The sequence below is a fragment of the Phyllobacterium sp. NPDC097923 genome (assembly GCF_044760925.1).
Classification (GTDB): Bacteria; Pseudomonadota; Alphaproteobacteria; order Rhizobiales; family Rhizobiaceae; genus Phyllobacterium; species Phyllobacterium calauticae.
In genome coordinates this window covers 1,894,425-1,906,882 of sequence record NZ_JBIWBL010000001.1, presented here as the reverse complement: position 1 = coordinate 1,906,882, position 12,458 = coordinate 1,894,425, and the positions used below count along the sequence as shown (strand labels likewise).

The 12,458-nt window shown below is 58.9% G+C and carries 13 protein-coding genes and 1 tRNA gene; 10 read left to right on the top strand and 4 right to left on the bottom strand.

Annotated features, from left to right (window positions below):
• Positions 1–3: 3 nt before the first annotated feature.
• From map to ACIQWS_RS09685, 3 genes are all read right to left on the bottom strand, one after another.
• Entirely contained in the window at positions 4–798 is a 795-nt protein-coding gene (gene map, locus ACIQWS_RS09695; RefSeq protein ID WP_403175601.1) for a type I methionyl aminopeptidase, read from the bottom strand.
• Positions 795–1,007: a ParD-like family protein gene (locus ACIQWS_RS09690; RefSeq protein WP_403175596.1), complete on the bottom strand. Its 213-nt coding sequence runs from the start codon at positions 1,005–1,007 to the stop codon at positions 795–797. Before ACIQWS_RS09690 ends, map begins: the two co-directional genes overlap by 4 nt.
• 106 nt (positions 1,008–1,113) lie before the next feature.
• Positions 1,114–1,199 (bottom strand) — tRNA-Leu (locus tag ACIQWS_RS09685).
• 639 nt (positions 1,200–1,838) lie between these two features.
• Between ACIQWS_RS09685 and ACIQWS_RS09680 the strand changes: the two genes are divergently transcribed.
• From ACIQWS_RS09680 to ACIQWS_RS09655, 6 genes are all read left to right on the top strand, one after another.
• Positions 1,839–3,335 carry an ArnT family glycosyltransferase gene (locus tag ACIQWS_RS09680; RefSeq protein ID WP_403175592.1) on the top strand — a complete coding sequence of 499 codons (1,497 nt, stop codon included), beginning with the start codon at positions 1,839–1,841 and terminating at the stop codon, positions 3,333–3,335.
• Positions 3,336–3,486: 151 nt separating this feature from the next.
• Positions 3,487–5,301 carry an adenine deaminase gene (gene ade, locus ACIQWS_RS09675; protein ID WP_346305043.1) on the top strand — a complete coding sequence of 605 codons (1,815 nt, stop codon included), beginning with the start codon at positions 3,487–3,489 and terminating at the stop codon, positions 5,299–5,301.
• Positions 5,298–6,557 (top strand): threonine ammonia-lyase IlvA, encoded by a 1,260-nt coding sequence (gene ilvA / locus ACIQWS_RS09670; RefSeq protein WP_223613109.1) that lies wholly within the window; start codon positions 5,298–5,300, stop codon positions 6,555–6,557. Before ade ends, ilvA begins: the two co-directional genes overlap by 4 nt.
• A 77-nt stretch (positions 6,558–6,634) precedes the next feature.
• A complete protein-coding gene (locus ACIQWS_RS09665; protein ID WP_223613110.1) occupies positions 6,635–6,880 on the top strand; it encodes a hypothetical protein in 246 nt (81 codons plus the stop codon).
• Between the two features lie 9 nt (positions 6,881–6,889).
• The gene (locus ACIQWS_RS09660) at positions 6,890–7,438 is read left to right on the top strand and encodes a DUF1697 domain-containing protein (RefSeq protein WP_346308446.1); all 549 of its coding nucleotides are present in this window, start codon (positions 6,890–6,892) and stop codon (positions 7,436–7,438) included.
• A complete protein-coding gene (locus ACIQWS_RS09655; protein ID WP_346308447.1) occupies positions 7,435–7,971 on the top strand; it encodes a DUF1697 domain-containing protein in 537 nt (178 codons plus the stop codon). The genes ACIQWS_RS09660 and ACIQWS_RS09655 overlap by 4 nt, the downstream gene beginning before the upstream one ends.
• On the opposite strand, the gene ACIQWS_RS09650 is transcribed toward ACIQWS_RS09655, so the two are convergent.
• Positions 7,939–9,363 (bottom strand): PLP-dependent aminotransferase family protein, encoded by a 1,425-nt coding sequence (locus ACIQWS_RS09650; RefSeq protein WP_403175575.1) that lies wholly within the window; start codon positions 9,361–9,363, stop codon positions 7,939–7,941. The two genes, ACIQWS_RS09655 and ACIQWS_RS09650, sit on opposite strands and share 33 nt — an antisense overlap.
• Positions 9,364–9,515: 152 nt before the next feature.
• On the opposite strand from ACIQWS_RS09650, the gene ACIQWS_RS09645 reads away from it, so the two are divergent.
• The 4 genes from ACIQWS_RS09645 to ACIQWS_RS09630 all read left to right on the top strand — a co-directional run bounded on the left by ACIQWS_RS09645 (position 9,516) and on the right by ACIQWS_RS09630 (position 12,370).
• A complete protein-coding gene (locus tag ACIQWS_RS09645; RefSeq protein WP_346308449.1) occupies positions 9,516–10,379 on the top strand; it encodes a DMT family transporter in 864 nt (287 codons plus the stop codon).
• Positions 10,380–10,449: 70 nt separating this feature from the next.
• Positions 10,450–10,728, top strand: coding sequence for a type II toxin-antitoxin system RelE/ParE family toxin (locus tag ACIQWS_RS09640; RefSeq protein ID WP_223613115.1), 279 nt, complete (start codon positions 10,450–10,452; stop codon positions 10,726–10,728).
• A 13-nt stretch (positions 10,729–10,741) separates the two neighbouring features.
• Positions 10,742–11,032, top strand: a complete 291-nt coding sequence (locus tag ACIQWS_RS09635; RefSeq protein WP_223613116.1) for a HigA family addiction module antitoxin — start codon at positions 10,742–10,744, stop codon at positions 11,030–11,032.
• A 141-nt stretch (positions 11,033–11,173) separates the two neighbouring features.
• Positions 11,174–12,370, top strand: coding sequence for an HPP family protein (locus tag ACIQWS_RS09630; RefSeq protein WP_403177658.1), 1,197 nt, complete (start codon positions 11,174–11,176; stop codon positions 12,368–12,370).
• Positions 12,371–12,458: the final 88 nt, after the last annotated feature.

Sequence of the window (12,458 nt, the reverse complement as noted above, 5' to 3'; positions counted from 1 at the left end):
GAATCAGCCAGCCGGCGCAAGCCGTCTGACCGGTCCTGCCGCCAATTCGTCAGGACGCAGCGTCAGCACGGACACACCGGAGGCTGTAACGGCAACGGTGTGTTCAAACTGTGCGGAAAGTAACCCGTCCCTCGTCACGACAGTCCAGCCGTCAGCTTGTGTTTTTACGGTCCGGCGGCCCTGATTGAGCATCGGTTCGATGGTGAAAACCATGCCCTCACGCAGGGTGAGGCCGGTTCCCGGCTTTCCGAAGTGCAGGATCTGCGGTTCCTCATGCATCTCCCGGCCGATGCCGTGACCGCAATATTCACGCACCACGGAATAGCCATTGCGCTTGGCGTGGCGTTCAATTGCCCAGCCGATGTCGCCAAGCCGTGCACCCGCGCGAACGGTGCGGATGCCCATCCACATGGCTTCGTAAGCGGTGTGGACCAGCCGCCTGGCGGCCGGATTGACGTTGCCAACGAGATAGGTCTTGCTGGAATCCGCGATATAGCCGTTCTTCTCAAGCGTGATGTCGAAATTGACGATGTCGCCGTCCCGAAGCACGTCCGATTGGGACGGGACGCCATGGCAGACCACATCGTTCACCGAAGAATTCAGCACAAAACCATAGCCGTACTGGCCTTTGCTCGCAGGGCGGGCCTGAAGATCATGGACGATGAAACGCTCGGCCATTTCATTGATCTGAAGTGTCGACATGCCGATCAGCGAGGTTCGATCCAGCAGCCCGAACACAGACGCCAGCAGCCGGCCGGATTCGGCCAGCAATGCCAGTTCCTGGGGCTGCTTCATCATGCTTCACTCGCGGCCAGCGGTTGCGCGGAAACGCCGGCGGAACTGAGCTCGCGCTCAATGATCGCGGTGAAACTGAGCGTCGGATTGGTCTCGCAGAGCATGCCGATTTTAATCCAATAGGCGGCCTGCGCATTGATTGAGCGGTACGATACTTTGCTCGCCCTGCGCAGTTGATCGTGCAGATCGTCGTCTATGCTCACAATGCCCATGGGTATCTCCATATATGAACCATATATGGATCGTATATAATACGGATATGAAAAGGCCAAGGGTAACGTTGCATAGCAGCATGATGAAACGTGCGGGGATGGGAAATGGTGCGGACGGCGGGGGTCGAACCCGCATGACCTATGGCCGAGGGATTTTAAGTCCCTTGCGTCTACCAGTTTCGCCACGTCCGCGCGCCTATGCTTTTCAACGGTTCGGACGATTCCGTCAACAGCCGTTTGCCGGAAAATCGGGGCTCGATCACGTTCCCACGCCCATGGTCCAATGACCGGGCCCCGAAAGCCGGAAGCAACCGGCATGACAGAGACGGATAAAGGGCACGGAAATTTAGTTGAAAGTTCAGATTAATTTTTGGCGCTATTGTCTTCACAAGAAAGCGCAAAAGGAAAGGGCGGGATACTGACCGATCCCGCCCCTTCACCCCACCCCAGGAATTGTTCTTGTTTTGGTGAGGCTTGAATATTCGTGTGAGATTTGCTGTTCAGATGCCGCCGTCAATCTTGCATTCCAAGCGCACCAAGTACTCAGCGCTCTGTCGTTTCACCACTCACAGGCTGCCGACCGCATTAATCGTAGACGTTATGCTCGATCTCTCCCTGAACATTGCAACTACAGTTAGAGACATTAGCCACTTGCATTGACTTGAAAAGGGACGCTGCTGTCCCTTTTTGCAATATGCCCGTTGCGACAGCCCAAATGTGCGCAAAGCATTTCATGCGACGGGATGTGCGGCCGATCATCGACTGCACGTATTGGTGGATTTCCACATCCAGTTGGACTAGAAGCGGCTTATCCAAAAGTATGAGAGAACAATGTCCGCTATTCCGCTTCAATCTCCATTGCGCAGTGTCAGACAGCTGGCGTCGGAGAATCCGGGGCTGCTGTTTGTTCTGCTGTATTTCGCCTTTCAGGTGGTGTTCCTGACGATTATTTCCAACGGCGCCGGTGTCGACGATGCCGAGCAGCTGGCCTATGTCGGCGCGCTGCAATGGGGCTATGGCGGTTCGCAGCCGCCGCTTTATACCTGGATAAACAGTGTGGCGGGGGATATCCTCGGCATCCGCATGTCGACCGTCTTCCTGGTGAAGTTCGGCATGCTGGCGAGCCTCTTTGTCAGCGTTTATGCCGGCGCCCGGCTGCTGGGAATGCGCAAAGCCGTTGCAGCGGCCGGCATGGTAGGCGTGTTTCTCCTGCCGCAGATCGCGTGGGAATCGCAGCGAACCCTGACGCACTCCGTCGGCGCGACCACCGGTTGCGCCTGGGCATTCCTTGCCTTCGCCTGGCACATGAAATCGCGCTCCTGGCTGTCTGCCGCCTTGCTGGGGCTGGGCATCGCGGCCGGACTCCTCGGAAAATTCAATGCGGGCTTTTTTCTCGTCGGCTTGATCCTGGCCGGTCTTTCCGTTCCGGCCTACCGGGCCGTTCTTCTGTCGTCCAAGTCCATTCTGACACTCGTTGCTTTTTTTGCCGCCGTCACCCCGACTGCCCTTTGGGCGCTCTCCCACATGGACAACCTCCTGGCGCGCTCGCACAAGTTCCAGATCAATGAAGGCGGGCAGTTCATTGTCAGCCGGTTGCATGGCGAATGGAAACTGTTCCTCAATGGCATCCTCTTCTCGGGTGTCGCGCTGGTATTCTTTGCCGTCGCCTGGTGGCGGAGCCGGGCGCAGCAGGTCACGCCGAAGGCAGGTTTGAGCGACGGCGAAACCTTTCTCGGCCGTGTTCTGTTTTTCGCCCTGGCGGCGGTCTTTGTCGGCGTGCTCGTCAGCGGTGCCGCCGAGGTGAAGGATCGCTGGCTGCAACCGGTGCTGTTTCTGTCGCCGCTTTATCTGGCAATGCTGCTTGGCCGTTACATCGCGTCGGATCTGCCGCTGAAGCGCTTCGCCATAGTCGGTGCGCTGTGCGGACTTGCGGTCATTCCGATACTGGCCGTCAATATCCTCTATGCCTATGAGGGCGGCGCTCCGTCCATCGGTCAGCTCGACTATGGCAAGCTCTACGCGGCGACGCGGGCCGACGGACATTATGTGACTGTGGTTTCGGACGGTCCGCAATTGCCGGGCAATCTGCGTCTTTACGATCAGTCCTTGAGCCCGATCCATTGGGAAATGCCCAATGCGGCGGCCCGTATCCGTTTTCCCGCGCTGTTTGTCTGGTTCGGCGAGGCCCCGAACCCGGTGGTGCAGGGGCTGATGCAAGGCGCCGGCATGACCAACCCGCCCGCGGACATCAAGCACATAACGCTCGATTACAAATACTATCCAGATCAGACCAAGGTTGTGAGCTACGTGGTTGTTCCGGCGCGTTGATAAGCAGACGGATAGGCATGCCCCCTTATCGTCTGACGCCGTGCGGCGATTGCCCCAAGATTTCAGGTTTTTTTCAACGATTGCGCTGGAATCACGGTTGCAGGCGTCTTTTTCGTATATGGATTATATTCGTAATGAGTGAGGTGATGAGATGAGCAGACAGGCGAGAACCAGCAACAAGCCGCAGGCATGGACAGAAGCAGCGCCCTTGCTGGTGGATGTCGCCATGGGCCGCAGTCATGCCGATCTTGTCGTGCGCAACGGCCGCCTTGTCAGCGTGTATTCCGGCGAGATTATTGCAGGCATCGATATCGCTGTTGCTGCCGGACGGTTTGCCTTTGTCGGTCATGGTGCGGAACATTGCATCGGGCCCAAAACCAAGGTGATCGATGCGGGCGGCCGCTACCTCGTGCCGGGCCTGTGCGATGCGCATATGCATGTGGAAAGCGGGATGGTCACTGTCACCGAGTTCACACGTGCCGTCATCCCGCATGGCACGACCTCCATGTTCATCGATCCGCATGAAATCGCCAATGTGCTTGGTCTGGAGGGCGTCCGGCTCATGCATGACGAGGCGCTGGCCATGCCGATCAACGTGCATGTGCAGATGCCGAGCTGTGTCCCGTCTGCGCCGGGGTTGGAAAATGCCGGTGCTGCCATCAGCCCGGCTGATGTGGCAGAGGCCATGACGTGGCCGAACATTGTCGGGCTTGGCGAGGTGATGAATTTCCCCGGTGTCGCCAACAATGATGCGACCATGCGCGGCGGCATCGATGCGACGGTCAAGGCCGGCAAGACCGTGGGCGGGCATTTTGCCTCGCCGGAACTTGGCCGTGCCTTCCATGGCTATGTGGCAGGTGGGCCGGAGGACGATCACGAGGGTACGCGCATGGAAGATGCGATTGCCCGCGTGCGCCAGGGCATGCGCGCCATGCTGCGCCTCGGTTCGGCATGGTACGATGTCGCCAGCCAGATCAAGGCGGTGACGGAGCAGGGGATCGACCCGCGCAATTTCATCCTGTGCACCGACGACAGCCATTCCGGCACGCTGGTCAATGACGGTCACATGGACCGGGTGGTTCGTCACGCGATCGCACAGGGATTGAAGCCGGTGACGGCGATCCAGATGGCGACGCTCAACACTGCCCAGCATTTCCGGATGGAGCGCGAGATCGGGTCCATTACGCCCGGCCGCCTTGCCGATTTCCTGATTGTTTCGGATCTCGCCAATCTGACCATCGACCGGGTCTATGGCCGCGGCGTGCTCCTGGCGGAAAAGGGCAAGCTTGCCGCCGACATTCCGGCCTACGACTATCCGGCCTTTGCCAAGAATACGATCAAGCTCGGCAAGAAACTCAATGCCAGGGATTTCGACATCAAGGCGCCGAAACCCGGTAAGCAGGTGACGGCGCGGGTGATCGGCGTCATCGAGAATCAGGCGCCGACGAAGGCGCTGGAGGCGGAACTGCCGGTATCCGACGGTATCGTGCAGATGGACCGGCGCAATGATGTGTGCCAGATCGCTCTGGTGGAGCGGCATCGTGGCACCGGAGCCGTGGTCAACGGCTTTGTCTCCGGCTTCGGTTATACGCTGGATTGCGCCATGGCGTCGACAGTTGCCCATGACAGCCATCACATGATCGTTGTCGGCACCAACAAGGATGACATGGCGAAAGCCGCCAACCGCCTCGGCGAAGTCGGCGGTGGCGTGGTGCTGTTCTCCAAGGGACGCGAGCTGGCGCTGGTCGAAATGCCCATTGCCGGACTGATGTCGGACCAGCGGGCGGAAGTCGTTGCAGCGAAGGCGGACAAGCTGGTGAACGCCATGCGCGCCATGGGATGCAGCCTGAACAACGCCTATATGCAGCACTCGCTGCTGGCGCTGGTGGTTATTCCCGAATTGCGTATTTCCGATGTCGGCATTATCGATGTCAGAACATTCGAGAAGGTTGACCTGTTCCTATGACTGCATTCATCAAGGCTGTGGACCGCGCGACAGAAAAAATGCGCGCGCTGTTCCCGGAAACGCCGTTGCAACTCAATCATTATCTTTCGCAAAAATACGGCGCGCAGATCTGGCTGAAACGCGAGGATCTGTCGCCGGTGCGTTCCTACAAGATTCGCGGTGCCTTCAATTTCATTGCGCACTACTTGAACGAGCACAAAACGGAAGATGCGACTTTTGTGTGCGCATCGGCCGGCAATCACGCGCAGGGTTTTGCCTTCATCTGCCGCCATTTCGGCAAGCACGGCGTGGTTTTCATGCCGGTGACAACCCCGCAGCAGAAGATTGACAAGACCCGGACATTCGGCGGCGAGTTCATCGAAATCCGCCTCGTCGGCGACATTTTCGACCAGTGCTACGCGGCGGCGCAGGATTTTGCCGCCGACAACAGTGCGGTCATGGTGCCGCCTTTCGACCATACGGATATCATCACCGGGCAGGCGACCGTCGCGCACGAGATCGCAGCGCAGCTTCCCGACAAGCGTAAGCCGGACCTGATCATCCTGCCGGTGGGTGGCGGCGGACTTTCTGCCGGTGTGACGCGCTATCTCACCGATCTTGGCTGGGAAACCCGGTTCCGTTTTGTCGAGCCTGCCGGTGCGCCCAGTCTCAAGCGCAGTCTGGAAGCGGGAAAACGCGTCAAACTCGATACGGTCGACAACTTCGTCGACGGCGCTGCCGTTGCGGAGATCGGCCGGGAAAACTTCAAGCTTCTCAAGGAGTTTACCGCGGATTCTGTGATGTTGATTCCGGAAAACCGCTTGAGTTCGACCATCATCGAAATGCTGAACATCGAAGGCATCGTTGTCGAACCCGCCGGGGCTCTCGCCATCGATGCGCTTAAGGATTTCAGGAAGAGCGACCTGAAGGGCAAGCGCATCATCCTCGTCATCTCAGGCAGCAATTTCGATTTCGAACGCCTGCCGGAACTGAAGGAACGTTCGCTGCGCTATGAGGGATTGAAGAAGTATTTCATCTTCCGTTTCCCGCAGCGTCCGGGCGCACTGCGGTCATTCCTCGATCTGCTCGGTCCGGAGGATGATGTGGCGCGCTTTGAGTATCTCAAGAAATCGGCCCGCAATTTCGGTTCGGTGCTGATCGGTATCGAAACCAAGAACAAGGCGAACTTCGACGCCTTGTTCAAGCGCTTTGACGAAGCGGGCTGGGCCTATCAGGACATCACCGAGAACGAAACGATCGCCGGTTTGATTATTTAAGCTACTTATAGTTGCAGTTCGTTTTATCGAATGTCAGACTATTCACTGGGGCGATAATCCAATGGGGCATATTTCAAATGACTGATATTCAACAGAAGCCAACATCGCATTGGCGCATCATTCTTGCTTTTATTCTTGATTTCATCACCGCCTTTGCCGTCCTCGGCTATGTCGTGGCGAGTTTTCTGGGTGGAAAGACCGAAAACGGCTTTTCTCTCAATGGATGGCCGGCGCTGGTCTTTTTCGCATTGATGATTGCCTATTTCGTTGTGGGAAAACGGGTCGGCGGGACGCTGTGGAAGCGCATTCTCGGCGTCAGGTAATGAGGCTGTATGGGGCGCAGAACGACCTACATCATTCTGTTTCGCGGCGTCGGCGGTGCAACATCGCTGCCGGTGCAGCCGTTGAAGGCCGCACTTCTCGCCGACGGTTTCGAGAAGGTGGCCACCTACATCAATACCGGTAACGTCGTTCTGGTTTCAGATCGGACACCGAAGCAGATTATCGCAAGAGTCGCGGCTATCGCGTTGGAAAAGTTTGCTTTTTCCAAATCCATCATGATCGTCAGCAAGACTGCATGGAAGAAGCTGATTGCGGGCAATCCGTTTCCTGACGGCGAAGGCAACAAACTGCACGCCTATGTTCTGGAGAAGCATCCCGACCGGGAGGCCGTGGAAGCCCTGGAGCGGAAAAACACCGGGCCGGAGCAGTTCGCCATCGATGGCATTGTGCTCTATTATTACCCGCCGCAGGGTGCCCCGGAATCGAAACTTTTCAGCAAGATCGAGACGACGCTCAAAGTCGCCGCGACAGCACGCAACTGGAACACGGTGCTGAAACTCGGGCAACTGGCGGAACAAATCGACAGGGGCGCAGAATGACGAAATATGTGGTGCTGTTCAGGGGAATCAATGTCGGTGGCAATAAGATCGTCAAAATGGAGACCTTGCGGACCGTCCTGGCCGTGGCGGGATTTGGCGATGTCAAAACCTACGTGCAGAGCGGCAATGTGATTTTATCGTCGGATCAGACTGCGCGTCGCGTCGCTGAGATCATCGGGGAAATCTTTCCGCGCACCTTTGGCTTTCCGTCGCGTGCAACGATCCGCACTGTGGACGAGTGGAACGCGATGGTGAGCAAGAACGCCTATCCGGGAGCGCTCGACAACCCGAAGAACCTGCATGCGGTGATTATGGACGATGATCCGACGGATGCGGCGCTGGTGGAGCTCGCCAGCCGGGCCGCTGCAACCGAGGAATTCACCGTGCGCAACAGGGTCCTCTATCTCTACACGCCCGATGGCTTCGGCAGGTCGAAAATGGCCGAGGCGCTCGACAAGGTGCTGAAAGTACCGCTCACGGCGCGCAATTGGAGGACGGTTCTAACGCTGCAGAGCATGCTCGCGGCCATTTAGCGCTGTTTCCAGCACACGCAGGATGCGCGGATCTGCGCATTGGGCGACGTTGAAGCGCATGTAATTGTTGGCCGACTGCGTCTGGCTGAACACGTTGCCGGGCGCAAAAACGATCTTTTCCCTCAGGCCTGCCTGAGCAATTTTTCCGGCGTCGATGCCTTCCGGCAGTTTGCACCAGAGAAACATGCCGCCGCGCGGTTCGATCCATGGCATCACGCCAAGCGCTTTGAGTTTGACGCTGGTTTCACCCATGCTGTGGGCGAGGCGAGCCCGCAGATGGTCCATATGCTTGCGGTAGGTGCCATCCTTCAGCATCAGCAGAACGAGTTCCGATGACAGGCGTCCGCCGCCGAAGGAGGTGGCAATGCGCAGGTCGACCAGGCCGTCGATCCAGTCGCGGCGGGCGGCAATGAAGCCGCAGCGCACGGAGGCCGACAGGGATTTGGAAAAGCTGCCCATGTGAATAACGCGCTCCAGCCCGTCGAAGGCGGCAAGACGCGGCGCTGGTTCATGTTCGAAATCGGCAAAAATATCGTCCTCGACGATGGTGAGGTCGTGCTGTTCCGCCAGTTTGAGCAGGCGGTGGGCGATGACGGGTGACAGTACCGCGCCGGTCGGATTGTGCAGGGCCGAGTTGGTGATGTAGAGGCGCGGGCGATGTTCCGCCAAGGCCTCGGCAAACCGCTCGAGGTCAGGTCCATGCGGCGTATAGGGAACGCTGACGATCTTGACCCGGTGTGCCCGCAGCAGGGCATGGAAATTGAAATAGCAGGGGTCGTCAACAATGACCGCGTCACCCGGTCCGACGAGGGAGCGGCATAGGAGATCGATGGCCTGCGTGCCGGATTCGGTGATCATGATCTGGTCCGGGGCCGCCTCGATCCCATGTTCGGCCATGCGCCGCGACAGAAGCTGGCGCAGCGGCTTCAATCCCAGGGGTGTCGCATAGTCGGTCAACAGGGCGTCATCGGCGCGCGCCAGTGTCCGCAGCGCGCGGCGTACGCCAGCCTCCGGCATCCACGACGCCGGCAGCCAGCCGCATCCGGGTTTGGGCATGCCGTCATCGGCATCCAGCGACAGGCGTGAAACCCACAAGGGATCGATGGCGTGATCAAGCCGCGGGCCGATCTCCGCCAGGGACAGCGGCGGCATATGCCCGGCGACATAGAAGCCGGAGCCGCGGCGCGACTGGATCGTGCCTTCTGCCGCAAGCCGGTCATAGGCTTCGACGATGGTGGATTTCGACACCTGCATGGTTGCGGCAAAGCTGCGGATCGAGGGCAGGCGCGCGCCGGGGCCGAGCGTGCGTGCGGCAATCCGCTGACGAATGGCCTGCATCACTTGCTCGACAAGCGTCGCGTCACGTCCGGCAATTTCGGTTTTCTCATCCATCTGTACCGCTCAACATACCATGACAGTTTTTCTGTATTGTACTGTACCGTCTCTGGAAAATCCATGGCCGCGAGCCGATACCCCAGAGCAATTTTGTCTGACCGGCACCACGCTGTCTGGACAAGATGCTCCGGGCAAAACGAGGTGTACTGATGGACAAGATGACGAGCGGCTGGATCAACGGATTCGTCGGAATGGTGATTTTCAGCGGTTCGCTGCCCGCCACGCGCGTGGCGGTCGCCGATTTCGATCCGGTGTTCCTGACGGTCGCCCGTGCCACGATCGCCGCTTTGCTCGGGCTGGCCATGCTGCTGGCGTTTCGCGAGAAGCGCCCGGCCAGGGCGGACCTCATGTCGTTGCTGGTGGTGGCGCTCGGTGTCGTCGTCGGCTTTCCCCTGTTGACGGCATTGGCCCTGCGCCATGTCACTTCAGCCCATTCCATCGTGTTCATCGGTCTTCTGCCATTGTCGACGGCGATCTTCGGCGTGCTGCGCGGCGGCGAACGTCCGCGCCCGGTTTTCTGGGTTTTTTCCTGTCTCGGCAGTTTGTGTGTTGTCGGTTTTGCAGTTTATCAGGGGGGCTCTGCCTCGCTGACCGGCGATCTCCTGATGTTCGCGGCCATCATTGTCTGCGGCCTTGGCTATGCGGAAGGCGCACGGCTGTCGCGCAGGCTCGGCGGCTGGCAGGTCATTTCCTGGGCCCTTGTCGTGTCATTGCCCCTGATGCTGCCGCTGACACTCTACATCATGCCGCATGACTGGAGCGTGATCGGGCAGGGCGCCTGGCTTGGCCTCGCCTATGTCTCGCTGTTTTCCATGCTGATCGGCTTCATCTTCTGGTATCGCGGTCTGGCGCAGGGCGGCATCGCCGCCGTGGGGCAGCTGCAGCTGCTGCAGCCCTTCTTCGGGCTGGTTCTGGCAGCAACGCTGCTGCACGAGACCGTGGGCTGGTCGATGATCCTGGTGACGATGGCCGTCATCCTGTGTGTCGCCGGCGCAAAGCATTTCGCCCGGTAAACGCTGGGGTGAAGCGCAGGATTTCAACCGATCTCCTTGCAAAGTGTATCGTTACAGTTTACAAAAACCTATGATCTTGCGCTTTCGACATAAGGGACTGGAAACTTTCTACCGCACAGGATCGACGCGAGGTATACAACCGGCCCATGCGCCAAAGTTGTTGCGTGTTCTGTACGCTCTCGAAAACGCTGTTCGCCCGGAAGAATTGAACTTGCCTGCTTACCGGTTGCACCCGCTAAAGGGCGCATTGAAAGGCCACTGGTCGATTTGGATCAATGGCAATTGGCGCGTGACATTCCGTTTTGATGGAAACGACGTGGAACTCGTGGATTATCTGGACTACCACTGAGAGGATGCTGCAAATGATCAAGACACCACCTCATCCCGGCGAATTGCTCCGCGAAGATGTCTTGGCACCACTCGGTATGAACGTTACCGAGGCGGCGAGCCGGCTTGCCATTTCGCGCGTTACGCTTTCGCGCATTCTGAACGGAAAGGCTGGAATAAGCCCGGATCTTGCTGTTCGGCTGGAGCGGGCGGGTGTCAGTACAGCGCGCTTTTGGCTGACACTGCAGACCAGCTATGAACTCGCCAAGGCTCTGCAGCACGAGCAGCCTCCCGTCAAAGCCATTCAGGTGCCGGACGCTGCTTGACGGAAATCAGGCCCTGTCCAAAGTCTCACGCCAGCCAGTCGTGGTCATTTTTTCTGGTTTTTCGCGGTTTTCAAGAAAACCATTCTTTGCCAGCGCGCGTGTCAGGCGGTATGCGCTGAAGCGCAACGTCGAGAACACATGATGAAAGCAGTCCTGTCCAATCTGAAGCGATTCCTGCCCGCACTGGCGCCGGTCAGCACAATGGAACGCCTGCGCGCCTGTTTCGGCGCTCTGCTGGGCGTCTTTGTCACCGGTGTCGTCAGCGAGCAGGCGCTGGGCGCGACAACGGCTGTGCCGCTGCTGATCGCGCCGATGGGCGCTTCGGCGGTTCTGCTGTTTGCCGTTCCCTCCAGCCCACTGGCCCAACCCTGGTCAATCATCGTTGGCAATACCATCGCGGCGCTGATCGGCGTGACTTGCGCACTGTGGATTCCTGATCTCGTCATCGCCTCGGCGGTTGGCGTGTCCCTGGCAATCCTCGCCATGATCGCCACCCGTTCGCTGCATCCGCCAAGCGGAGCTGTCGCCCTGACGGCCGTCCTCGGCGGTCCGGTCGTGCACAATCTCGGTTATGGCTTTGTGCTGTGGCCGGTCGGGCTCAACTCGCTGCTGCTGCTGATTGCAGCCCTGGCCTATAACAATCTGACCGGCCGCCGCTATCCGCACATCGTGCCCGTTCCGGCCGCCAATGTGCACAAGACGGCCGATCCGCTGCCGACGCGCCGCATCGGTTTTACCCCCGCAGACCTCGATACCGTGCTGCGGCAGTATGACGAAGTGCTCAACATCAGCCCGGATGATCTCGATGCCATCCTGCACAAGACCGAGATGCAGGCCTACCACAGGCGTTTCGGCGAGGTACATTGCGCGCAGATCATGTCCACCGACCTTGCCACGGTGAAAGCCGACACACCATTGCATCTCGCCTGGGCCCTGCTGGTCAAGCATCGCATCAAGGCATTGCCTGTCGTGAATGCCCACCGCAACATCATCGGCATCGTCACCCAGACCGACTTCATGGAAAATGCCAACTGGGATCGGGATGGCGATCTGCATATCGGTCTGGCACGCCGCCTGCGCCGCGCCGTCAAGCTGGATCGCCGAGCGCACCGCACGGTTGCCGATATCATGACGAGCGAGGTGCAGTTCGTCCGTCCGCAAACACTGGTGACGGACCTTGTGCCGGCCATGGCGGACCGGGGGCTGCATCATTTGCCTGTTGCCGACGACAATGACAGGCTTGTCGGCATGGTCACCCAGTCCGATCTCATTGCCGCGCTCTACAGCGGCAACCTGACTGCCGGGCGGCCGGACGAGCCGCTGACTTTGGCCGGATGAACCGTTTCACCAAAAGCGCTATTTTGCGGCGCACAATAAAATCGTTTGCTTTTTTGTCCAAGAAGGCCCATATGCCGGTCAGGCGCTT